Origin of the sequence: Acinetobacter lactucae (genome assembly GCF_013344765.1) — a bacterium.
GTDB classification, from domain to species: domain Bacteria; phylum Pseudomonadota; class Gammaproteobacteria; order Pseudomonadales; family Moraxellaceae; genus Acinetobacter; species Acinetobacter lactucae_A.
In genome coordinates, this window is the sequence record NZ_JABVBF010000009.1 from 15,528 (window position 1) to 38,316 (window position 22,789).

Annotated in this window: 20 protein-coding genes; 13 read left to right on the forward strand and 7 right to left on the reverse strand. The window is 39.4% G+C overall.

Translation table 11 applies throughout. The features are described 5' to 3' along the window. The first annotated feature begins 56 nt into the window (after nt 1-56). Both HUN22_RS02235 and HUN22_RS02240 read left to right on the forward strand, forming a co-directional pair. Nucleotides 57-635, forward strand: a complete 579-nt coding sequence (locus tag HUN22_RS02235) for a cob(I)yrinic acid a,c-diamide adenosyltransferase (protein ID WP_081172775.1) — start codon at nt 57-59, stop codon at nt 633-635. A 74-nt stretch (nt 636-709) separates the two neighbouring features. Beyond that, nucleotides 710-1,423 (forward strand): glycerophosphodiester phosphodiesterase, encoded by a 714-nt coding sequence (locus tag HUN22_RS02240; RefSeq protein WP_174726339.1) that lies wholly within the window; start codon nt 710-712, stop codon nt 1,421-1,423. A gap of 30 nt (nt 1,424-1,453) precedes the next feature. On the opposite strand, the gene HUN22_RS02245 is transcribed toward HUN22_RS02240, so the two are convergent. Continuing rightward, nucleotides 1,454-1,987 carry an META domain-containing protein gene (locus HUN22_RS02245; RefSeq protein WP_174726340.1) on the reverse strand — a complete coding sequence of 178 codons (534 nt, stop codon included), beginning with the start codon at nt 1,985-1,987 and terminating at the stop codon, nt 1,454-1,456. Between the two features lie 208 nt (nt 1,988-2,195). Between HUN22_RS02245 and HUN22_RS02250 the strand changes: the two genes are divergently transcribed. The 3 genes from HUN22_RS02250 (at nt 2,196) to HUN22_RS02260 (ending at nt 5,570) form a co-directional block, all read left to right on the forward strand. Next, nucleotides 2,196-3,368, forward strand: coding sequence for an acyl-CoA desaturase (locus HUN22_RS02250; protein ID WP_174726341.1), 1,173 nt, complete (start codon nt 2,196-2,198; stop codon nt 3,366-3,368). A gap of 99 nt (nt 3,369-3,467) precedes the next feature. Further along, nucleotides 3,468-4,910: a protein adenylyltransferase SelO gene (locus tag HUN22_RS02255; RefSeq protein WP_174726342.1), complete on the forward strand. Its 1,443-nt coding sequence runs from the start codon at nt 3,468-3,470 to the stop codon at nt 4,908-4,910. A gap of 78 nt (nt 4,911-4,988) precedes the next feature. Continuing rightward, nucleotides 4,989-5,570: a L,D-transpeptidase family protein gene (locus tag HUN22_RS02260; RefSeq protein WP_174726343.1), complete on the forward strand. Its 582-nt coding sequence runs from the start codon at nt 4,989-4,991 to the stop codon at nt 5,568-5,570. Nucleotides 5,571-5,640: 70 nt separating this feature from the next. Here the strand turns inward: HUN22_RS02260 and HUN22_RS02265 are convergent, their stop codons facing one another. Both HUN22_RS02265 and baeS read right to left on the reverse strand, forming a co-directional pair. Beyond that, entirely contained in the window at nt 5,641-6,327 is a 687-nt protein-coding gene (locus HUN22_RS02265) for a response regulator (protein WP_002116101.1), read from the reverse strand. Between the two features lie 21 nt (nt 6,328-6,348). Further along, nucleotides 6,349-8,007: a sensor histidine kinase efflux regulator BaeS gene (gene baeS / locus HUN22_RS02270; protein ID WP_174726344.1), complete on the reverse strand. Its 1,659-nt coding sequence runs from the start codon at nt 8,005-8,007 to the stop codon at nt 6,349-6,351. 132 nt (nt 8,008-8,139) lie between these two features. Here baeS and HUN22_RS02275 point away from each other — a divergent pair, with 132 nt between their 5' ends. From HUN22_RS02275 to HUN22_RS02285, 3 genes are all read left to right on the forward strand, one after another. After that, nucleotides 8,140-8,517: a hypothetical protein gene (locus HUN22_RS02275; RefSeq protein WP_174726345.1), complete on the forward strand. Its 378-nt coding sequence runs from the start codon at nt 8,140-8,142 to the stop codon at nt 8,515-8,517. 289 nt (nt 8,518-8,806) lie between these two features. Beyond that, a complete protein-coding gene (locus HUN22_RS02280; protein WP_016143466.1) occupies nt 8,807-10,609 on the forward strand; it encodes an acyl-CoA dehydrogenase C-terminal domain-containing protein in 1,803 nt (600 codons plus the stop codon). A 167-nt stretch (nt 10,610-10,776) separates the two neighbouring features. Beyond that, nucleotides 10,777-12,558, forward strand: a complete 1,782-nt coding sequence (locus HUN22_RS02285) for an acyl-CoA dehydrogenase C-terminal domain-containing protein (protein WP_174726346.1) — start codon at nt 10,777-10,779, stop codon at nt 12,556-12,558. A 72-nt stretch (nt 12,559-12,630) separates the two neighbouring features. On the opposite strand, the gene HUN22_RS02290 is transcribed toward HUN22_RS02285, so the two are convergent. Then, nucleotides 12,631-13,509: a LysR substrate-binding domain-containing protein gene (locus HUN22_RS02290; RefSeq protein ID WP_174726356.1), complete on the reverse strand. Its 879-nt coding sequence runs from the start codon at nt 13,507-13,509 to the stop codon at nt 12,631-12,633. 123 nt (nt 13,510-13,632) lie between these two features. On the opposite strand from HUN22_RS02290, the gene HUN22_RS02295 reads away from it, so the two are divergent. Further along, the gene (locus tag HUN22_RS02295; RefSeq protein ID WP_174726347.1) at nt 13,633-14,343 is read left to right on the forward strand and encodes a glutathione S-transferase family protein; all 711 of its coding nucleotides are present in this window, start codon (nt 13,633-13,635) and stop codon (nt 14,341-14,343) included. Nucleotides 14,344-14,506: 163 nt separating this feature from the next. Next, nucleotides 14,507-14,989, forward strand: a complete 483-nt coding sequence (locus HUN22_RS02300; RefSeq protein WP_174726348.1) for a phosphate-starvation-inducible protein PsiE — start codon at nt 14,507-14,509, stop codon at nt 14,987-14,989. A 38-nt stretch (nt 14,990-15,027) separates the two neighbouring features. Here the strand turns inward: HUN22_RS02300 and HUN22_RS02305 are convergent, their stop codons facing one another. After that, nucleotides 15,028-15,417, reverse strand: a complete 390-nt coding sequence (locus HUN22_RS02305; RefSeq protein WP_174726349.1) for an RcnB family protein — start codon at nt 15,415-15,417, stop codon at nt 15,028-15,030. A gap of 165 nt (nt 15,418-15,582) precedes the next feature. On the opposite strand from HUN22_RS02305, the gene HUN22_RS02310 reads away from it, so the two are divergent. Further along, nucleotides 15,583-16,029: a hypothetical protein gene (locus HUN22_RS02310; RefSeq protein WP_171429292.1), complete on the forward strand. Its 447-nt coding sequence runs from the start codon at nt 15,583-15,585 to the stop codon at nt 16,027-16,029. Between the two features lie 271 nt (nt 16,030-16,300). On the opposite strand, the gene HUN22_RS02315 is transcribed toward HUN22_RS02310, so the two are convergent. Further along, nucleotides 16,301-17,764, reverse strand: a complete 1,464-nt coding sequence (locus HUN22_RS02315) for a phospholipase D family protein (RefSeq protein ID WP_174726350.1) — start codon at nt 17,762-17,764, stop codon at nt 16,301-16,303. Nucleotides 17,765-17,839: 75 nt separating this feature from the next. Next, entirely contained in the window at nt 17,840-19,900 is a 2,061-nt protein-coding gene (znuD, locus tag HUN22_RS02320; protein ID WP_174726351.1) for a zinc piracy TonB-dependent receptor ZnuD, read from the reverse strand. A gap of 136 nt (nt 19,901-20,036) precedes the next feature. On the opposite strand from znuD, the gene HUN22_RS02325 reads away from it, so the two are divergent. Both HUN22_RS02325 and aspS read left to right on the forward strand, forming a co-directional pair. After that, entirely contained in the window at nt 20,037-20,801 is a 765-nt protein-coding gene (locus HUN22_RS02325) for a DUF4184 family protein (RefSeq protein ID WP_174726352.1), read from the forward strand. Between the two features lie 170 nt (nt 20,802-20,971). After that, the gene (gene aspS / locus HUN22_RS02330; protein ID WP_174726353.1) at nt 20,972-22,756 is read left to right on the forward strand and encodes an aspartate--tRNA ligase; all 1,785 of its coding nucleotides are present in this window, start codon (nt 20,972-20,974) and stop codon (nt 22,754-22,756) included. Nucleotides 22,757-22,789 lie beyond the last annotated feature (33 nt).

The following is a 22,789-nucleotide window of genomic DNA, read 5'->3' on the forward strand; positions in this document are numbered from 1 at the left end:
TTTCGGGGTAATGTTCTGACCGACATTATCCCTTTTTTATGTTCAGGATATCCATCATGGGACACCGTTTAAGCAAAATCTATACACGCACAGGCGACTCAGGTACCACAGGTTTAGGCGATGGTTCTCGTGTTGCCAAGGACGATTTACGAATTGCAGCACTTGGTGATGTCGATGAACTTAACGCCATAATTGGGGTACTTCGTGCTCAAATCACCAATAGCCAAGTAACTGATAAGGTTGATTGGGATAAAAGCTTAAGTTTGATTCAACATTGGCTTTTTGATTTAGGTGGAGAGGTTTGTATTCCAAACTACAATTTGCTTCAACCCGTTTGTATTGAGTTTCTTGAAAAAGAAATTGACCGTATGAATGAAGATTTACCAATGCTTAAAGAGTTTATTCTGCCGTCTGGCTCTTTATCGTGTAGTTATGCTCATCAAGCACGTGCTGTTTGTCGACGTGCAGAGCGATCACTCATGTCGGTACAAACTCGTGATCAAAATATTCAAGCTACAGCACTTCAACTTTTAAACCGTCTATCTGATTGGCTATTTGTCGCATCGCGTGCTTTACAGCGTGCCGAAGGTGGACAAGAAGTACTTTGGCAAAAAAATATTAATGAGATTATTTAAAAATAGATTAGATTAAACATGGTCTCTGCTCTTTTAAAAGAGGCCATAATCAAAAGATTTCATAGAAGAAAATTATGCGCATTATTGGTCATCGTGGTGCACGCCGAGAAGCTCCTGAAAATACACTTGGTGGGTTTCAGCACATAAAAAATTTAGGTATTCGTGGTGTCGAATTTGATATTCGTCAGCTTCAAGACGAAGAGTTAGTTGTTATTCATGATGACAATTTTTTGCGTACCGCTGGAGTCGATCAAGTTGTAGAGCAGTCGACTTTGGCTCAAGCACTCTCATTTGACCATCGTCAAAATTGGCCCAATTGGCCAACTTCTGAACCAACGCCTACTCTTACAGGCGTTTTAAACTTGCTTAATAATTTCGATCATATTGAAGTTGAAGTTAAAGCTGTAAGAGATATGGCATTAGCCGAAAAACTTGTTCAAAAGCTTGAGACTGAGTTACAAGGTTTTGAGAAGGTTGTAACTATCACAAGTTTTGATCTTCAAATTCTAACGGCCTTACGCGATATCAACTCTCAATTTAAGCGCGGATTGTTAGTTGAGCTTCCTGTTGGAGCAACGGCGATTGAACTTGCTCATCAATATGGGTGCTGTCATATTGGCTGGCACGATCAACTTGCCACAGATGAAATGATTCAATTGTCTCATCAAGCTGGTTTGAACATTAGTGTGTGGACAGTCAATGATGTAGAAAGAGCAAAAAGGCTACGTGATTTAGAAATTCAGGGCTTAATTACAGATATTCCAACCACGATGTTACAAGCCCTATGAATATATAAAAAAGGTGGTAAAAACCACCTTTTATTTCTTTTGTGCCTGAATGAGGCGCTGACCACTCTGATCAAGTAAATATAGCGTATTACCTACGATTTGAAAGCGTTGAATACGTTGCAAAGCATCTACCAGCTCCGCCTCTTGAGCCAAAGCACCATCACAGCTTGAGTGACCAGCGTTTACTTGCATATCAAGTTTTTGCTGGCTGAAATTAAATGTATACCGACCAAAAATTCCATTACAGCCAGTATGGCCCGATACTGTTTTGACAGCAGAATTTAAAGAAAGTGTCGGCCACTGTGTAAAGAATTTTGCCTTATGACCGCTGATCTGGGTGATCTGCCAATCAATATCTTGAATGCCATCTGGACTCACTCTCTTTTTTACAACAGGGGCTTGAGTCTGATGAACTGTTCTTTTTGTTTGAACTTTTTTTGTATTTTGTTCAGGTGCACTTTGACATGCGGCTAATACAAGACTGATTGTGATCAAGATAGACTGCAATGATAATTTCTTTGCAATATCAAGGCTGTTCTTTTTTCTCAATCGTTGTATGTTCATTAAACAATTTCTCCTGCTTGAAAAACTCTTTGATATAGTTTAATTCTGTTACCGTTCTTTCAATACATCTGTACAATAATGCTAGTGATTCTCACTAAGCACGTGCTAATATGAAGGATAGAATAGCAATATATCTTGATGATTGGTTTTGCTATGTCGTTTTGTCTTTGTACCTTGTCTGACAAGGTTTCTAGGAGCGCTGCCGGATATGAATTCCGCCCCACTCAAAGCCCCAATTAACTGGACCGCTAGCATTACCTTAATTGGTTTACCAATTCTTGCCGCAATCATAATCCCGATTTACGCGTATTATTATGATTTTAGTGTAAGCGCATGGGTAAGCTTATTTTTTCTTTTAGCTCTAAGTAGTATGGGGATTACTGCTGGTTACCATCGCCTTTGGGCTCACAGAGCTTATGAAGCGTCGTTACCGCTTAAAATTCTTTTAATGATCGGTGGAACATTTGCCGTACAAAATAGTATTTTGTTCTGGGCATCTGGTCACCGTACTCACCATCGACATGTTGATGATGTTGATGAAGATCCGTATTCAATTGAACGTGGTTTTTGGTATGCCCATATGGGTTGGATGATCCGCGATCATTCACCATCTAAACCAGACTTTAAAAATGCACCAGACCTTCTCAATGATAAATTGGTCATGTTCCAACATAAATACTATGGCTTACTTGTAGTTGCAGTTCATGTTGGTATTTTAGGTTTAATTGGTTGGGCAACTGGCGATTTATGGGGTGTAGTCCTTTTAGGTGGTCTATTGCGTTTAATCATTAGCCATCAAGTTACATTCTTTATCAACTCGCTTTGCCACATGTGGGGTAAACGTCCGTATACAGACGAAAACACTGCACGTGATAATTTCTGGTTGGCTATTGCTACTTGGGGTGAGGGTTACCATAACTATCACCACATCTTCCAATACGACTATCGTAATGGTGTGAAATGGTGGCAATATGACCCAACAAAATGGTTAATTTGGTCATGTTCTAAACTCGGCTTAGCTAAAAATTTACGTCGTATTCCAAGCTTTAATATTAAGAAAGCTGAATTAGCGATGAAGTTTAAATATGCTGAACAAGACCTTGCTATTTATGGTCACGATGTAAATGCTGATATGACCCAGATGAAACAACGTATTGCTCAGGAATACGAAGCTTTTACCCATACATTAAATGACTGGGCAAAGCTTAAAGAGCAAGAGCTTCAAGCGAAAAAAGCAGCGATGGCTGAAAAAATCCATAAAATGGATCATAAGCTTAAAGTTGATTTCCAATTGCTTGAGCATCGTCTAAGTCATCATCGTGAGTGTTTAGAAACTTTAATGCGCAACATTAAAAAGAACACCAATGTAGTATCAGACTAAAATAAATTTTGATCTAAAATAGCTCTTTCGGGAGCTATTTTTATGCCTGCTTTTTAACTATGGTATAGTGAAATCCGCTCTCTCTATTTTGCTAAACCTATGCAATTTAATCCGCTCTACCCTTCGCTTCCATCTAAATTATTTCATGTTCAACAACCATCGCCTTTACGTGGTGCAAAAGCAGGACATTTTAACAGTGCTTTGGCTGATGAACTGCAATGGTCAGAAGACGATAAAAATGCATGGGTTGAGATCTGTAGCGGACAGCGTACATTCACTGAATTTCCTCCTCTAGCTATGGTCTATGCTGGTCACCAGTTCGGACAATGGGCAGGACAACTCGGCGATGGGCGTGGCTTACTGATTGCGCAAATACTTAATACAAAGGGTCAAACCATCGACCTCCATCTCAAAGGCGCAGGCCCTACCCCCTATTCAAGAATGGGAGATGGGCGAGCAGTATTACGCTCAGTGGTTCGTGAATATTTAGCTGGGCATGCTTTAAATGCCTTAGGCGTCGCTTCTAGTCACGCAGTCGGTTTTACAACCTCTACTCAAGGCGTACAGCGTGAAAAATTAGAGTTAGGTGCAATGCTACTCAGAACATCTGAATGCCATATCCGTTTAGGGCACTTTGAATGGATCAATCAATACGCTCCTGAGTTGCTTTCAGAATTCACTCAAAAATGTATTGAATGGCATTATCCAGAATGCCTAGAAACCGAAAACCCAATTTTATCCTTTGCCCAAAAGGTAGTTGAGCGTACTGCAATTATGATTGCGAAATGGCAATTGGTTGGGTTTGCTCACGGCGTCATGAATACCGATAACTTAAATATTACAGGCTCTACACTCGATTTTGGTCCATATGGCTTTATGGAGCGTTTCCGTCCGAACTGGATCAACAACCATTCCGATTATCAAGGTCGCTATACTTACCAAAATCAACCGAGTATAGGCCATTGGAACTTATGGACGTGGTTAAACAACTTAATTCCTCTCGCTGAATCCGAACAAAAAGATCAGTTCAAAGAAGAGTTAGCGCGTTGCTTAGAACAATTTGAACCGACCTTTATTGAACATTACACAACTGGCTTATGTAAAAAAATGGGATTACCTCATTTTCATAAAGACAGTCTTGATTGTAGTTTTGTTTTTCTAAAAATCTTACAAACTGAACAACTCGACTACACTCAGAGCTTTATCCTACTTCAAAATAAAGAATATAAAACTCTACGAGATGATTGCCTTGATATTCGACAGTTTGATGAGTTTCTTAGCCAATATCAAAGCATTCGTGAACATCAAGATACAGATGAGCTTGATGCGAATATGCAAAAAGCTAATCCAGTTTATATATTACGGAATCACATGGCTCAACATGCTATTGAAGCAGCTGAACGAGATGATTTTAGCGAAGTAGATCGTTTGTTTAAGCTGCTTGATCAGCCATATACAAGACAACCAGAACTTGAACAGCCACAAGATTTAGGTCCTTTACCAAGTGACGTACCAGATGTAGCGGTAAGCTGTTCTTCTTAATATTTTAAAAGACAAAAACTCTCTTAAGCCGCTTTAGTGGTAGCTTAAGAGAGTTTCTTAAACATTAAAGAATAATATATGAAAATTAGACCTATCATTATTTGTACACTTCTTATGATTCCATTAGGAATCGCTTTTTATAATTACGAAAAATATTTACCGACTTTTACATCATCCCATAAAGCTCTTTCAACCGAAGAGATCTTAGAAATAATCAAGACAAAGCCTGTCACCTCAATTGAAGTGTTTAAAAGTCAACGCGTACTCCTCCTCAAAAATAATAATGAGGTGATTCGTCGTTATCCTATTCGTCTAGGCTTTAACCCTGAAGGGCATAAACACTTTGAAAATGATGGAAAAACACCTGAAGGGGTTTATTCTATAGATTGGCGCAACTCACAAAGTGCCTACTATAAATCTTTGCATATTTCCTATCCCGATGCGAAAGATATTGCTTATGCCAATCAACATAATCAACCAACGGGTGGAGATATCATGATTCATGGATCAGTCCCAAAATCTTTACTCTCGATGCCTTTTAGCTCGACTTATATGCCACATAAGGATTGGACTTTAGGATGTATCGCAGTTAGAAATGCAGATATAGACGAGATTTGGCAATTCGTGCCAAATCATACAAAGATTATAATTTATCCATAAAATCTTTAAAATTATCCACATTTTCTGTGGATAACATTGTGGTTATCCACAGAATAACTTTTGTGAGTGCTTATTCTTCTGGATATTCGAAGCGGTAACCTACACCGTAAACAGCTTGAATCCATTCATGACGGTTACCAGTTTCAGCTGCTTCACTAATTTTTCGACGCAAGTTTTTGATATGGCTGTCAATTACACGATCGGCAACATCAAAGCTGTCCGGATTAATGTGATCCAATAATTGTGCACGTGAATAAACTTGTCCCACATGCTCTAAAAATAGCTCAAGTAAACGAAATTCGGTCGGCGTTAAGCTCAACGATTTTTGCTGATACCAAATTCTTTGTTGTGCTTTATCGATGCGGAAAGAATCATTTTGCTCAGGCTCTGCCTTACGCTCTAAACGGCGTAGCACAGCTTGTACACGAGCAACTAATTCTTTTGGACTAAATGGTTTACATACATAATCATCAGCACCCATGTTGAGACCTAATACACGGTCAATTTCTTCGGTACGGGCAGTGACCATAATAATCGGTAAATCTGATTGTTCACGAACTTTACGGCAAATAGTCAAACCATCCATTCGTGGAACCATTAAGTCCAAAATCATCAAATTCGGTTTACGTTGCTGGAAACTTGCATAAGCATCTTGACCATCATGAAACATACTTACTTCAAAACCGGCAGCTTCAAGATAATCACGCACTAAATGTGCTAATTCCACTTCATCTTCAACCAACATCACATGTTTCATGAGATATTTTTCCTTTTATATTTAACTCTGCTTTTTAAAAGTAAGTACACAACGTAAACCACCTAATGGTGAGTGTGCAAAACTGAGTGTACCACCAAGCGCTTGCGCAATTTTACAAGACAAAGCCAAGCCAAGCCCTGTTCCACCTGTACTACGCGTACGCGAATCATCTACGCGATAGAAACGTTCACCTAAACGGGATAACTGCTCATCACTTAAACCATAAGGACTGTCATCGACATACAAAGTCCACTCTTGAGGAGTCTGGCTTGTATGAATATGAATTTTGCCACCTGTTTCTGTGTAACGAATACTATTACTAATTAAATTAACAACAATCTGTTTAAATCGATCACGGTCTAATAATAGCGGAGAACTTGTCCCTTCAACCTGAATTTCAAGACCAGCCTGCTCAAGTTTAGGTTTAAAGTTTTCAACTTCTTGTAACACCACTTCCCACGGATTTACAGAACTCAAATAACACTTAAGCTGCTGAGCATCTGCCTGCGCCAGATCTGCAAGGTCTTGGGTCAATTTTTTCAGGCTTGAAACCTGACGCATCATTGCATCTAGATGTTCAGGCGTTGCTTTTCGAATCCCGTCCTGCATCGCTTCAATTTGTGCTTGTAATACAGCCAAAGGCGTTTTTAATTCATGAGAAGTATCTGCCACCCATTGACGTCGCGACTCTTCATGCTGATGTAAAATCTCTGCCAAATGGTTCAACTGGGTTGATAAATCACCTAACTCATCATTTCGCTTAATCACAACTTGATGCTGATAATTTCCTTTGGTTAATTCATTCGTTGCATTTAATAAACGTTGAATCGGTTTTTTAAAATAAGTCGCCATTAATAGCGCTGCAACTAAACTTGATAGCAAGGTCAAGGCATAAATTAAGAGCAAATAGCGCTTTTGATTACTAAAGAAATTAATACTCAAAGCATCTTCTTTATCCAAAACAGGTTTTAAACCCAAATATCCCACAACTTGATTGTTTAAGATAATCGGGCGAAATGACATCTGATCTGAAGAAGGTGGTTCACCCACTACAAACTGGTGCCGAGCGTCATATAGAGATAAACGCGAACTCAATCCTAAGCGGTCTGGCAAAGCGATAAAACGCTTCTTACCATTTTGCGTTTCAATATCTTTTAAGCTTCCTTTCTTTGATTTATTTTTATCATCACTTGGGCGAAATTGGTTTGCGCTTAAGGGGAATCTTAATCCTTCAAAGGGTTGATATTGAGAAGGTAAATTTTGCTCAAGTGTTCTTAACTCTTCATCACTAAAAATAGTATTTTTATTTGTCGGTGTAACTTGCGGTGAAATATTAATAAGCGTATGTTCATCAAAAGAATGCTGCTGTATAGCAATGTCATATTGACGACGAAGCCACCACTGTGAGAGACGATCGTAGTCATCGGGCGCCGCAGTACCTTCGATTTGTAAAATCTGTGCCTGAATCGCATTCCCCCAATCATGGTACACTGTATAAACATCGCCCAGATTGGTAATGAGACGGTCGAGCTTCTGCATTTCAACGTCAGCCACATATTTGGCAAAGTTCTTTTGCATTGTCCAATGCAAAACGCTTAAGCTTGCAGTCGCAATAAGTAATGTGGTGAGCAAGACTGTCAAAAATAACCGTAATGCAATGGGAACACGTAGAACGTTCAAAAGCACTCTCTCATTTTTACCCTATATTTGGCATTGTAACCAACAACGAAAAGAAAAACTCTCCATTGTTTCTACATCTTTATTATCTAATCTTTAAGCCATCTTAAAACACAACATTAAAGGGCTTTAGATATGAAAATGACGGCAAAAATTGCATTATTCAGTGCGGCAATTGTAACAATGGGAAGTTTGGCAGCGTGTCAAACGACGACTCAACCACCTAAGCCAGAGCGTGGAATGATGCATGATGGCCCACGTGAAGGCCACCACCGTATGAAGCACCGTGAATTCACACCAGAACAAAAAGCGGCATGGGAACAGCATCGTGCAGAACGCAAAGCACGTTTTGAACAAATCCAAAAAGCATGTGATGGAAAGACCAATGGGCAGACCGTAAAAGTTCAAGTTGGCGATAAAACACTTGAAGGAACATGTAACCTTCGTTTTGAACCAAAACGCCCTCAACCACCTGTTAACGCCCCTGCTCCTGCATCAGTTCAAGCAAAATGATTCTAAAAATCATGAAACAAAAGGCGCCTATAGGCGCCTTTTGTTTATACATAACTATTTACGATTTTGACTATTTGTATCATATAAACATAACCAAAAGTGTTTACACTCAAAGCACTTAGCTAGTTTAAGCATTTTTTTCTTGACTTTGCAGTCACAAAGTAAAGGTCCTGAGGTGCTTGTGCAGTTATGCAAGTTGTTGCACGATGTAATAGTCCAAGGTGCCTCATGGCACATTATCATAGATTAAGATTATAACTCTGGTTTCACCAGTATTGAGGAACCCGATATGCCACAATACAAAGCGCCCTTACGTGATATGCAATTCGTTTTGCATGAATTATTAAATGCTGAAGAACACTATGCAAAATTACCTGATTTCCAAGGTAACGTAAGCCGTGAATTGGTTGATCAATATTTAGAAGCTGCGGCGGACTTCTGTGAAAATGAACTTTCTCCTTTAAACCAAGTTGGCGACCGCGAGGGTTGTACTTGGAATGATGGCGTAGTTACCACTCCAACAGGCTTTAAAGAAGCTTATCAAAAATATATTGAACTTGGCTTTCCGTCTTTATCAGCAGAAGAGCAATACGGTGGTCAAGCTTTACCTAACTCTTTAGGTATTGCAATTTCTGAAATGGTGGGTACAGCAAACTGGTCTTGGGGTATGTACCCTGGCTTGTCTCACGGAGCTGTACGTACATTAGAACATCACGGTTCTGATGAACAAAAAAATACTTATTTACCAAACCTTGTTTCAGGTGTTTGGACAGGTACGATGTGCTTAACTGAGTCTCATGCAGGTTCTGACTTAGGTATTATCCGTACTAAAGCAGAACCAAATGCTGACGGTAGCTATGCAATCTCTGGCGAGAAAATCTTTATCTCTGCTGGTGAACATGACATGGCTGAGAACATCATCCATATCGTTCTTGCTCGCCTACCTGGTGCACCAAAAGGTACTAAAGGTATCTCATTATTCATCGTTCCTAAATTCAATGTAAATGCAGATGGATCTATTGGCGAACGTAATGCGGTACGTTGTGGTTCTATCGAACACAAAATGGGTATTCATGGTAACGCAACTTGTGTCATTAACTTTGACCAAGCGAAAGGTTACTTAATTGGACCTGAAAACCGTGGTTTGAACTGTATGTTCACCTTCATGAACACAGCACGTATTGGTACTGCTGTTCAAGGTTTAGCCGCGTCTGAATCATCTTTCCAAGGTGCGTTGACTTACGCGAAAGAACGTTTAGCAATGCGTTCACTTTCTGGTCCTAAAGCTCCAGAAAAAGAAGCAGATCCTATTATCGTTCACCCTGCTGTTCGTAACATGCTTTTAACTCAAAAAGCGTTTGCTGAAGGCGGTCGTGCGCTTGTTTACTTACTTGCTCAATACGCTGACGTCGTTGAAAAAGGCGAAACTGAAGAAGAGCGTAAGTTTGCTGACAACATCTTGTCTTTATTGACTCCAATTGCAAAAGCATTCTTAACTGAAACAGGTTCTGAATCTGCTAAGCATGGTGTACAAGTCTTCGGTGGTCATGGCTTTATTTCTGAGCATGGTATGGAGCAAATTGTACGTGATACGCGTATTGCTTGCTTGTATGAAGGTACAACTGAAATTCAAGCACTTGATTTGTTAGGTCGTAAAGTATTGCAAACTCAAGGTGCAATGCTACGTGACTTCACTAAGATCATCCATAAATTTGTAGAAGCAAACAAAGACAATGCTGCTATGAAAGAATTTGTTGAACCGCTTGCGGCTCTTAACAAAGAATGGGGCGATCTAACGATGCAAATCGGTATGCGTGCGATGCAAAACCCAGATGAAGTCGGCGCTGCTGCTGTAGATTACCTGTACTTCTCAGGTTATATCACTTTAGCTTACCTATGGGCTCGTATGGCGCTTGTAGCACAAGAGAAATTAGCAGCCGGTACAACCGATGTTGACTTCTACAATGCGAAAGTAACTACTGCTCGCTTCTACTTCAAAAAAATCTTGCCACGTGTTCGCTCACATGTAGATGTTATTGCTGGTGGTCTAGATCCATTAATGTCATTAGACGCTGAACATTTCGCTTTCTAACCATAGTTAGTTGCGATATGCAATGTTAAAAAACAAAAAAGGACTGCTCAGTTTTGACGGTCCTTTTTTTATAAAATCAATGATAAATTTACACTTTAAATTCCATATCCATTTCGTTTTACAGGATATCTAGCACAGGCCAATGTGCACAAAAAAGGTGAACGATTATGCCAATTTACAATGCTCCTTTAGCTGATATGAAATTCATCTTAAATGATGTATTTAAAGCAGAACAATTTTGGCAGTCTAATGAGAAACTTGCTCATGTAGATGCTGCAACAGCTGAAGCAATTTTAGAAGAAATGGCTAAATTTGCTCAGAACGTGACTCATCCATTAAACCGTACTGGTGATGAAGAAGGCGCTCGCTATGAGAACGGCGAGGTATTCACACCAGCTGGTTTTAAAGATGCATTTCGTCAATATGCAGAAGGCGGTTGGATTGGCTTAGGTGCCGATGAAGAATGGGGCGGTCAAGGCATGCCAAAAATGCTCACCGTTCTTTCTGATGAAATGTTATTTGCGACTAACCCATCATTTATGCTCTACCCGCTTCTTTCAGTGGGTGCAGGTATGGCTTTAAACAGCTACGCATCTCAAGAGCAAAAAGAAACTTATTTACCTAAGATTTATTCAGGTGAATGGTCAGGTACGATGTGCTTAACTGAGCCACATGCAGGTACTGATTTAGGTATTATCAAAACTAAAGCTGAACGTAATGAAGACGGTACATATAACATCACAGGTACTAAAATCTTCATCACTGGCGGTGACAACGATTTAGCAGAAAACATTATTCACTTGGTACTTGCTAAAACTCCTGATGCCCCTGCTGGTTCACGTGGTATCTCGTTATTTATCGTACCAAAATACCTTGTAAATGAAGATAGTTCTCTAGGCGACCGTAACCATGTTGGCCCAGGTTCTATTGAACATAAAATGGGTATCAAAGCATCTGCAACTTGTGTGATGAACTTTGATGGAGCTAAAGGTTACCTCGTTGGTAAAGAAAACGAAGGTCTTGCTGCCATGTTTGTCATGATGAACTACGAACGTTTATCAATGGGTATTCAAGGTTTGGGCGCCTCTGAATTTGCTTATCAAAATGCTGCTCAATACGCGACTGATCGTTTACAAGGTCGTAGTGCAGCTGGTGTTCAATCACCAAACAAACCTGCTGACAGCATTTTAGTTCATGGTGATGTGCGTCGTATGTTGTTAAACGTACGTGCAAACAACGAAGCTTCTCGTGCCTTTGCAGTCTATGTAGGCCAACAACTCGATATCACTAAATTCTCGACTGATGCAGCAGCAGTGAAAAAAGCCAATGACCGCGTTGCGCTTTTAACTCCAATTGCAAAAGCTTACCTCACAGATACAGCATTCCAAGCAACTTTAGATGCTCAGATGGTGTTCGGTGGTCACGGTTATATCCGTGAATGGGGTATGGAGCAATGTATTCGTGATCTTCGTATTGCTCAAATCTACGAAGGAACTAACGGCGTTCAATCTCAAGATTTAATTGGTCGTAAAACTATTAAATGTGGCGGTGCATTCATTGCTGAATACATTACAGAAATCCGTGACTTTGCAAATGACTTAGATACCGATTTGAACTTTATTAAAGATGCAACTCTAGATGCTGCAACTGAAATCGAAGCAATCACTCAGTTCATTATTGAACAAGCTGCTGAAAACGTAGACTTCCCAAATGCTGCTGCGGTTGATTATTTACATGCAGTGGGTTTACTCAGCTTCGCGTATATGTTTGCAAAAATTTCAGCAGCAGCAAAAGATAAGTCTGGTGATTTCTACCAAAACAAACTTGCTTTAGCTCAATACTTTGTTGAACGTATCTTGCCTGATATTGATGCGCGTATTGCAAAAATTAAAGCTGGTTCTAACTTGATTATGGGCTTTAGTGAAGATTACTTTACCAATCAAGCTTAATTAATCTTTTCATAAAAAACGTCTGAGTAATCAGGCGTTTTTTGTTTCCAATAATAAAAAGTAGAATACCTTTTAAGCTTTTAATTTCTCGACCAAGAAATCGGCAGTAATATTTACACTAGGCAATAACCCTCGCCTTGTTAACATAAGCAAACTGGTCGTTACATTACCAGCAGACCAATCTGGCAGAACATTAACTAAGCTCCCATTTGCTAATTCATTAATACAAAAAGTTTCAGGTAAAAGCGTAATACCGATTCCCCTTTTTGCAGCTCCCTTCAAGATTTCCGACTCATTCGCCACAAAGCGAACGTTTGGCCTTACCACTTCTTTCTGACCATGTATATTTTGAAAATGCCATGGATTCATTTGTAACTCAGGCCATAAACCTTCATGTTTGAGCAAATCTTTTGGTGTATGAATAGGTACCACCTTCATTAAGTAGGTAGGTGCTGCAACAGCAATGATTTTATCGTGTTTAAGTACACGTTGAATTAATCCAGAATCTGGCAATGGTTGAAAATGGCTACGGATCACGATATCAAAGTTTTCACTCATGACATCAACATAACGATCCGTTACTTCTATTTGTAATAATAACTTAGGATAACGTTCTGCGAGTTCAGGCAAACACTCAGATAAAAGATATTGGGCAATCGGTACAGAAGCACTCAACCTGACTACACCACTTGGCTCTTGTTGTTGTATTAATAAATTTTCTTCTGCGTAACGAAACTCATCGACCGCATTTTTGGCATGTTGATAAAACAGTTTTCCTGCTTCACTTAACACAAAACTACGTGAACTACGATGAATTAAGGTTAAGCCTAGCTTATTTTCTAATATTGCAACACGCTTACTAATCGTTGATTTAGGTAAATTAAGCTGTTTAGCTGCGGCAGAAAATCCTTGATGCTCTACAGCAACGACAAAAAGATAAACATCATTCAAGTTTTGTCTAAGTCGCATTTTTCAATGTCCATAAATGTAGACAATAAGTTTCATAATACCTGACTACTAGAAACTTTTCTGCCGACTTAAGATGATTTTACACATCACAAAAGAGTAATCATCATGTCAACTTTCACTTTATTTTATGGCGTCCCTTCTGGCTGTTCATTTGGTTCCATTGTTGCGTTGGAATGGTCAGGTTTGCCCTATCAACTTTGTAGAATCGAGATGCCAGCTCAATGCAACACCGAGGAATACCGCCGAATTAATCCAATGGGTGAAACGCCTGCTCTGCTCTACGACAATGGCAAAGTTTTAACGGAAAGCATGGCGATCTTGAACCATATCATGGCAAAAAGCTTGAATGCGGCTTTTCACTATGAACAAGGAACAGAACAATTTAATATGTTTAATCAGAAACTAGCTTTTTTGAATACGACTTTATTCAATGCATTTAGCCCACTCTGGTATAGCCTTGAACATTCTTCATCAGAAGGTGGTAAACAAGTATTGCGTGAATATGGAGCAGCCCAAGTTAAAAAAGCATTTACAGCTTTAGAAAATAGCCTGATAAATCAAACTTGGCTAATGGGCGATCAATTGTCTTTTGTGGATGGCTACTACGCCGGTATCGCACGCTGGTTAAAATATCATGATGTTATTGATATTGATCAATTTCCAAACTGTAAACGTCTTTATGAACAATTACAAAATGAACCAGCCGTAAAATTTGCACATGCAATTGAGCAAGAACAGCCTACTGAGAGTATCGGTCATTTTTTAGGTCATGTTTCACTTAATGAAGTGATTCAACAATATACAAATTTGAAATAGGCTTTCCGTTTTTATAGTGAAAATAACCTTAACACCCGAGTTGAATTAAAGCTTAGTAAAGACGCCTGAAAAATCAGGCGTTTTTTATTTTGTTTTTACTATTTCAATTGGCATAAAATTTGTTTAATTTCTAAACATTACTAAGTAAATAAAAGACTTTACTATGCCTGATCCCAAAAAATATGAGCGCATTCTGGACCGATTTGGTCATTATGCCGTTGAAGCTTTTCATTATTCAGCCTTGTTTATTATCGGGTGTATGGTGGCATGGTCTGCAGCCAATACAGTTTTTGAAATTCTGACCGTCAAAAAGTATGCTTCAATTGATGATATTTTATTATTATTTATCTACTTAGAACTTGGAGCAATGGTTGGAATTTACTTTAAAACCAATCATATGCCTGTGCGATTTCTTATTTATGTCGCAATTACGGCCTTAACCCGTCTACTCATTTCAGATATTCAACATGATCATAAAGCGGATATTGATCAAGTCATTATTACGGGCTCAATTTTGATTTTAGCCTTATCTATTTTAGTCGTACGATTTGCTTCATGGCACTACCCATCAGTGATGAAAGAGAAACATGCAAAAACCTCAAATAATTTGAAACCCCCTCAACCGCAAGATGACGAGTTAGCATAGAAAAAGGCCTCAAAATAGAGGCCTTTGTTATTTTACATTTAACGAACTCGGTAAATATTGTGTCTCGAGTCTACTAATAAGTATTGATTAGGGGTTTTAACCCAATGGTATCCACGTGGTGGCGCATATAAACGGTGTGCTCGCCAGTCTGAAACATAATAGCGGCTATGGCGATATTGAGTAGGAATGCGTTCACCACGTTTAAATACTACATATCGACCATAGTGCTTACCACGATCAGCATTTGACCAATTGGGAGCACGATGATCATTTCGGTAGTCATGACGGCGGTCATCACGATCACGGTGTTCATATCGGTCATAGTGTTTACGATTGTTATTATCCCAACGATGATTTGTATCGGCCATCGCGGTAGCTGACATACCTAACATTAATGTCGAAAGTACAAGAACGATTGGCTTTTTCATGGCCTATTTCCTTTTAATCTTGATATGAAGCTAGATTAGAAAACAGTCGAGGAGAAACCATGAATAAAACAGCTTTGATTGCTAAACTTTGTAATGACTATAAAGAAAATATGAAGAATCTGTATCTGTGCTACCATTAGCATTTTTCAAACTAGGTCAATTGCTGTGTCTGAAATCAGTTTTGAGCGTCTTCATCAATTTTTTTGTAAAGTTCCAAGTGTACAAGAAGCCCGTATCATGGCTCATGGAGCAGATGGCGAACATGCTTGGTGGTTTAAGTTCAGTATTGACGTAGAGCATGCGCTTGCATGGCAAACAGTTCAAGAACTAGGCCATGTTTTAAACTACCTATCAACAAACGAACGTCTACCGACATTATTCTTTCCTGTTTCTCCACCTCCATATATGAACGGTGAAGCCAAAGATTTTTTATCATGGATTATTCAATGTAATCATCCGGAGTTTTCTCCAGATGTTGTCTGTGACTGGCTTGAAGCACGTTTACCAAATCCTGTTGAAGATGAGTCGCAGTGGAAAATCAAGACTGATTTGAGTGAAATAGAAAAACTTGATGATAAAGCGTTGGATCAATTGATTCCGCCAGCGCCTTAAATTGGACTTATGGCACAGCCTTTATTTACAGTAATGTTCTAATGTCTTGTGTATAGGCTAATGCCTCACTTTTGAGAGGTCAAAAGTGACAAAAACCTTTGTTTCACTGATGTTGCTTCCCTGCAACACAGTGAAACGGCGACATCCATGTCGCCAATCACCTTGCCAATTTTGTACAAAATCACGGCAACGAATAAGCTCCAAGTTTAGAATCAAACTAATTAAGACTCCGTCGTGAAGATAGAGCCTCAAGCTTTATATAAAGCTAGGCTTAGAAAGTCGACAACCCTGACCATTCCATAAAACGATAAATCCAATATTTCACTTTAGACTCATCTGCATACTTCGCGTAATCCACGCTCATCTGTCTATCTTTTAGGTTTGACCACGAGGTATTGAAGTAATCTTGCGCATCTTTAAAGACTTGATCTTGAACTTTGCCAATGACCAACATATCCGTTTCAAGATTGTAATTTTTTAAATTACGGGCTGTAAAATTGGCAGACCCTACAATCAACTCGGCTTGATGAGCATTATATTTCAAAATCATTTTGCTATGGTTCTGCTCACCGTGGGTATCACACCAGCGTATTGGAATACCGACAGCATGTAGTTCTGAAGCTACCTGACGGTTAGGAATACCATTCTTTTGTCGACCAAATGCATCTTTATTTGGGTCAAGTAAAACTCGGACAATAACACCTCTTTCTTGAGCATTTTTTAGGGCTTGAATAATTTTACGTTCAGACAAATAGAACATACTTAAATCAAGATGCTCTTTCGGCTTCGCTGAATTAATCAATTTCAATACAGATTGATAAATCGCCCCTTCAGTTAACACCTGAACTTGAGGTTTGGTTACGTCTTTTTCAAAGTCACCTAAAATGAGCGATGGAGAGCTACTGCCTGACATTTGCGCAACAGCAGCTTCGGTTTGAAGAACATCAGCCGCTGTGGCTCCTGTTACAACCAACGCGACATTAGAATGGCGAGAACTACCATCGTGCGGATTTGCTGAGGTCACCAATGACTTCCAACCCGCATCGGTATCGACTACCACAGTTTTACGGTGATTTGCCTTAAAGTTAAATAAGTTCAAATAGCTACGTAGTGTAATTTTTTCATCACCGAATGGATTTGGTAACCAGCCCTTTTCAGGGTTATTGCCAATATTCTGACAGCAGATGTACCAGAACCCAGACCAAAAGGGGTTAGAAGCACGCAAAGGAGTTAAATTGGTTTCAATCACATCGACACCTGCCTGACGTAACTGACGGTAATGTTCAGGACTTAAACCACCATAGACCGAATTAATCGGGTCGGTAATCATAACAATTTGTATTTGGCGGTTTTGTCTTTTCTTACTCACTAATGCATCGGTTAACTCTTGCATTAATGGTCTTTGTTTGAGTTTTGAGTCACCCACTTCAGAATTAAATAAGAACATATCCACCACAATCGTGGTTTTTGCCTCATCAATCATTTTCAAGATTTCATCAAAGATGTGCTGATCAACCTGTTGCTGTCCTTTAGCATCAAGGTAGGTTTTGTCAGCTAAAAATTTGACATCGGCATGTCTAAGCTTGCCACTAAAGTTAATTCCTTGTGGTAATGGTTTTACTGTGTGGTAAATCGCCGATGCAAGATATGCAATAGCAACAACGCAAAGTAATACCGCCATATAACGACGCCCTGACCAATTTATTTTTTGATGAATTCGTTGAAAAATACGCATAAAAAAGACCTAACTTGATGGTTTCAAATTAGGTCTTTTGGATTGATTTTTCAAGTTTAGTTTCGTGTTAAAGCCTTAAAAACTAAAATCAACACCTACTGTAAAATTACGTCCAACTTGTGGAATATTTGATAAGAACGATGCATGTTGATAAACCGTGTCATCTAACAGGTTATTCGCTTTCATATAAACACGGTAATCTGTTTTTGCACCATATTGTCCAGAATATGCCACACCTAGATTAAGCATGTTATAGCCTTCAGTTTCGGTCTCGTAAGCTGCGATCTTATCTTGATTAAAGACATGGTAGTACTCGGCAGAACCGCTAAAGCCATCACCAAAGTCTGCATCAACTTTAGTACCTAAACGTCCCGCAGGAATACGTGGAGCATTCCCTTCTGCATCGATTTTACCGCGTACATAGTCACCAAAAGCACTGATCTTGTACATTGGAGTAATTTGATAGCCAATTTCACCCTCAGCACCATAAAAACGTGCTTTATCTTGAGTATATTGAACTAAACGGAAGTCTTTATAACGGTCAAGGGTTTGTGCATAGATGTAGTCATCAAACCAGTTATGGTAAACATGAAGATGGTAATCAAGTTTGTCATTATCAAAATGCAAACCTAACTCAACATTATTCGATTTTTCCTTACTGAGTTGATCATTGCCTAACTCATAAGTATTCGTCGCAAAATGTCCACCATTTGCATATAACTCTTGAGCTAAAGGTAAACGTTCCTGATGTGAAGCGACAAAAGAAAGTTTATAGTTCGGTGCAAACTCCCAATTCGCAGCACCTGCGTAAGAGAATGCCGAACCATCAAAATCTTGTTTAGAATTATCGTCTACATCAATTTCTTGCTGATCTGCACGGGCAGAAAGCTCAAAATGTACGTCTTTCCATTGTTTATGTTCTAAAGCAAATACACTCCACTTTTTGGTAGTGGTCGGAGCCATAAAAGCTTCTTCGCCAGTTAAATCCAATTTCTGTTGACCTAGCTGTGCGCCAATTACCCCTTCCCAACTTGCAATTGGGTTATGTACTAACTCAATACGACCATCATAGCCTTTGTTTTGGAATCGGGTCGCAATTGTTCCTTCTTCAATTTCGTCGTGCTGATAGTCAGTATAGCTCGCTTGTGCACGTAACTTTTGGAAGCCTGCAAATGGATCATTTAACTCGGTTTTAAAATCATAACGCTCAGATTTTAAATCAATCCATGGGCCGCCATGTTCGTGTTCATGTTCTTCATGCTCATGATCGTGACCTTCTTCACCCTCTTCATGGTCTCCACAATGCAAACTTAGATCATGAATATGGCAACTTTCATATTCATGGCTATGCCCCGGTAAGCCATATTGATCGCGACGGTTGCTATAAGAAATACCCGTATAGCCACGGTCATAAATCCAAGACAAACCAACGTTAACTGAATCACCCTGAGCAAAAGTATTATCTACACGGCGCTCTTTTTCACCTTCATGAATATAATTTGGTGCAATATAATTATTCGCATCACGTGTTAACCCCTCAACACGTAAAGCAACTTGGCTACCCAAGCCAACAGTTACGCCAGCGCTCGCCAGTTTTTCATCACTTCCAGTGTTGTAACGTAAGCCAACTTGTCCTTCATAACCGTTTTCAGGCATTTGCGTAGGGATCTTGTTATCAATGACGTTAACTAAACCACCAACAGTCCCCGCACCAAACAGTAAAGTTGAAGGGCCTCGAATCACTTCGACTTGTTTCGCAAGAACAGGATCTACGGTTACAGCATGGTCAGGAGACAATGTCGAGACATCAATATTTTCTGATGAATTTTGAAGGACTTTAACGCGTGGTCCATCTTGTCCACGAATCACGGGACGACTCGAACCAGCCCCAAACTGATTTGCGTAAATTCCTACCTCACTATTCAGTGCATCCCCAATAGTGGCAGCACCTTGAGTCAAATGCTTTTGATCAACCACAGTATCTGCAACAGCAAAATCTTGTGACGTTTGCTCAAGTGGATGAGCCTTAATTCGAATGGTTTCTAACTTTTCAACATTTTCACTTTCTGCTGCAAATACAGGTACCGATATTGCAGCCAAAATGGATAAGGTCAAAATATTTTTATAAAACTGCATTGGATGTGTCCTGGATCACGATATGTTTTATTTTGTTATATTATAACATTTCAATTGTATTGCAATAAAAAACATTTTTAATCTGATGATTCGCTAGACTGTTTGCTTGGATGATGTGAGTAATTTTTGATTTCTAATGCCTTTTACAATCTCTCATGCTGTTATAGCACCACCTCTTTCAAAGTTTAGCCAAAACACTTTGCCAATTGCTGCTTTAGCAATTGGCAGTATGACACCAGATCTTTACCGCTTATTTACAATGCAATCAAGTATGTTGACTCATCAATGGAAGGGACTTTTCTACCCAAACCTTGCATTAGGGTTATTATTTTGTGCAATTTGGTATTTACTTTACCGGCCTGTGGTTTACCGTTTTTTTGGTATTCAGCATGATTTGAAATTAGACTCTTTTAAACGTTTTATCCAGTTTTTTATTGGAATTATATTTGGGCTCATTATCGGTATTGCCACTCATCTCATTTGGGATGGTCTAACACACTCAGACTTTCGGACTTTTGCATTTAAAGATGTATTAGCAACAAATATTCACCTTTTAGGACATCCTTATCCCTTACATCGTCTTTTGCAGCTAGGCTCCTCTGCTCTTGCTTTACCTTTTATTGTTTGGATGTGTGTTCACTATTATCAGCGCTATAAACAACACTGGAAAGTAAACTATAAAATTAAAATTTTCGCATGGTGTCTGTTCATTCTATCTACAGTGTTAGGCCTATTTTCTTTTTGGGATTATGCCCGCTACATTCCTCATAAAGTTTGGCATGCCGATACTTATTATTTTACGGGCCGTTCTATTAATGAATTTATGCAAGGCTGGTTGAGCACCTTTAGCTTAGGATGCTTACTATTCTTGATTTTAGATCGACAAAAAAGAATGGGCTGAATACTTAAACTTGCTGCCAAATTGCTCATTTTCAGGTTAATTTCTGCGGTTTTTTGATCTAGTTCTTGTGACAAACCATCCAACAAGGCATAATCGAAAACTTACTTTTTTGACGGTGCGCGGTTTACGCATCCGTCCTTTCAGCCAATATAGTTTGGATAATCTTCATCATGATGCGAACTCATTACTGTGGCTCTTTAACTGAAGCCCAAATCGACCAGACCGTTACACTATGCGGTTGGGTACATCGTCGCCGTGACCATGGCGGTGTTATTTTCCTTGATATGCGTGACCGTGATGGTCTCGTTCAAGTGGTTATTGACCCAGATACTCCAGAAGCATTTGCAACTGCAGATAAAGCACGTTCTGAATATGTATTAAAAATTACAGGTCGTGTTCGTCGCCGTTATGAAGGTACTGAAAACCAAAATATGGTGAGTGGTCAAATCGAAGTGTTAGGCAAAGAAATCGAAGTTCTTGCTGCTTCTGAAACTCCGCCATTCCCATTAAATGATGACACCATCAACGTGTCAGAAGAACACCGTTTAAAATATCGTTTCTTGGACATCCGTCGTCCAGAAATGTTAGATCGCTTACGTTTCCGTTCTAAAGTAACTAACTTGATCCGTAATTATTTAGACGATCACGGTTTCTTAGATGTTGAAACTCCGATTTTAACTCGTGCAACTCCTGAAGGTGCACGTGACTATTTAGTACCAAGTCGTGTACAAAATGGTAGCTTCTACGCACTTCCACAATCACCGCAATTGTTTAAACAATTATTGATGGTTGGTGGTATCGATCGTTACTACCAAATCGCGAAATGTTTCCGTGATGAAGACTTGCGTGCTGACCGTCAGCCAGAATTCACTCAAATCGACATTGAAACATCGTTCTTAAACGACGATGAAATCATGGATTTGATGGAAGGCATGACTGTTAAATTATTTAACGACTTGCTTGGCGTAAAATTTGAAAAATTCCGCCGTATGCCATATAGCGAAGCGATGCGTGACTATGCATCTGACAAACCAGATTTGCGTATTCCGTTGAAACTCATTGACGTTGCAGACTTAATGCAAGAAGTTGAGTTCAAAGTATTTGCGGGCCCTGCAAAAGATCCTAAAGGTCGTATTGTTGCTTTACGTGTTCCAGGCGCAGCATCATTGCCACGTAGTGCAATCGATGAATACACCAAATTCGTTGGCATCTATGGTGCGAAAGGTTTAGCTTACATTAAAGTTAATGAACTCGCTAAAGGAATTGAAGGTCTTCAATCTCCAATCGTTAAATTCATTGAACCGATTGTACTTGAACTGTTGGAACGTGTTGGCGCACAAGATGGTGATATCGTATTCTTCGGTGCTGATAAAGCTAAAGTTGTTAATGATGCAATGGGCGCGCTTCGTGTCAAGATCGGTCATGACTTGAACCTTTCAACTTGCGAATGGGCTCCACTTTGGGTTGTTGACTTCCCAATGTTTGAAGAAACTGACGATGGCAAATGGACTTCTGTTCATCATCCATTCACGCTCCCTAAATCTAGCGTAGAAGATGTGAAGAGCAATCCAGGTGAAGCACTTTCTGTTGCTTACGACATGGTATTGAACGGTACTGAAGTTGGCGGTGGTTCACTTCGTATTTACACATTAGAAATGCAAAAAGCGATTTTTGAAGCACTTGGTATTTCTGATGAAGAAGCAGAAGAGAAATTCAGCTTCTTGCTTAACGCGCTTCGTTACGGTGCTCCTCCACACGGTGGTTTGGCATTTGGTCTTGACCGTTTAGTGATGCTTATGACTGGCGCGACTTCTATTCGTGACGTTATTGCATTCCCGAAAACTAAGACTGCTGAATGCCCACTTACTCAAGCACCTGCTCCTGTTGAAGCAAATCAGCTTCGTGACTTGGGCATCCGCTTACGTGAAAAGCCAAAATCTGAAGAATCTAAATAATTTTTAGATTTTTAAATTAAAAAACCCTGCTTA

Excerpts from the sequence above, each read along its gene's own strand:
- HUN22_RS02235 (WP_081172775.1), top strand. The coding sequence starts at position 57 with ATGGGACACCGTTTAAGCAAAATCTATACACGCACAGGCGACTCAGGT.
- HUN22_RS02240 (WP_174726339.1), top strand. The coding sequence starts at position 710 with ATGCGCATTATTGGTCATCGTGGTGCACGCCGAGAAGCTCCTGAAAAT.
- HUN22_RS02245 (WP_174726340.1), bottom strand. The coding sequence starts at position 1,987 with ATGAACATACAACGATTGAGAAAAAAGAACAGCCTTGATATTGCAAAG.
- HUN22_RS02250 (WP_174726341.1), top strand. The coding sequence starts at position 2,196 with ATGAATTCCGCCCCACTCAAAGCCCCAATTAACTGGACCGCTAGCATT.
- HUN22_RS02255 (WP_174726342.1), top strand. The coding sequence starts at position 3,468 with ATGCAATTTAATCCGCTCTACCCTTCGCTTCCATCTAAATTATTTCAT.
- HUN22_RS02260 (WP_174726343.1), top strand. The coding sequence starts at position 4,989 with ATGAAAATTAGACCTATCATTATTTGTACACTTCTTATGATTCCATTA.
- HUN22_RS02265 (WP_002116101.1), bottom strand. The coding sequence starts at position 6,327 with ATGAAACATGTGATGTTGGTTGAAGATGAAGTGGAATTAGCACATTTA.
- HUN22_RS02275 (WP_174726345.1), top strand. The coding sequence starts at position 8,140 with ATGAAAATGACGGCAAAAATTGCATTATTCAGTGCGGCAATTGTAACA.
- HUN22_RS02280 (WP_016143466.1), top strand. The coding sequence starts at position 8,807 with ATGCCACAATACAAAGCGCCCTTACGTGATATGCAATTCGTTTTGCAT.
- HUN22_RS02285 (WP_174726346.1), top strand. The coding sequence starts at position 10,777 with ATGCCAATTTACAATGCTCCTTTAGCTGATATGAAATTCATCTTAAAT.
- HUN22_RS02295 (WP_174726347.1), top strand. The coding sequence starts at position 13,633 with ATGTCAACTTTCACTTTATTTTATGGCGTCCCTTCTGGCTGTTCATTT.
- HUN22_RS02300 (WP_174726348.1), top strand. The coding sequence starts at position 14,507 with ATGCCTGATCCCAAAAAATATGAGCGCATTCTGGACCGATTTGGTCAT.
- HUN22_RS02305 (WP_174726349.1), bottom strand. The coding sequence starts at position 15,417 with ATGAAAAAGCCAATCGTTCTTGTACTTTCGACATTAATGTTAGGTATG.
- HUN22_RS02315 (WP_174726350.1), bottom strand. The coding sequence starts at position 17,764 with ATGCGTATTTTTCAACGAATTCATCAAAAAATAAATTGGTCAGGGCGT.
- znuD (WP_174726351.1), bottom strand. The coding sequence starts at position 19,900 with ATGCAGTTTTATAAAAATATTTTGACCTTATCCATTTTGGCTGCAATA.
- HUN22_RS02325 (WP_174726352.1), top strand. The coding sequence starts at position 20,037 with ATGCCTTTTACAATCTCTCATGCTGTTATAGCACCACCTCTTTCAAAG.
- aspS (WP_174726353.1), top strand. The coding sequence starts at position 20,972 with ATGATGCGAACTCATTACTGTGGCTCTTTAACTGAAGCCCAAATCGAC.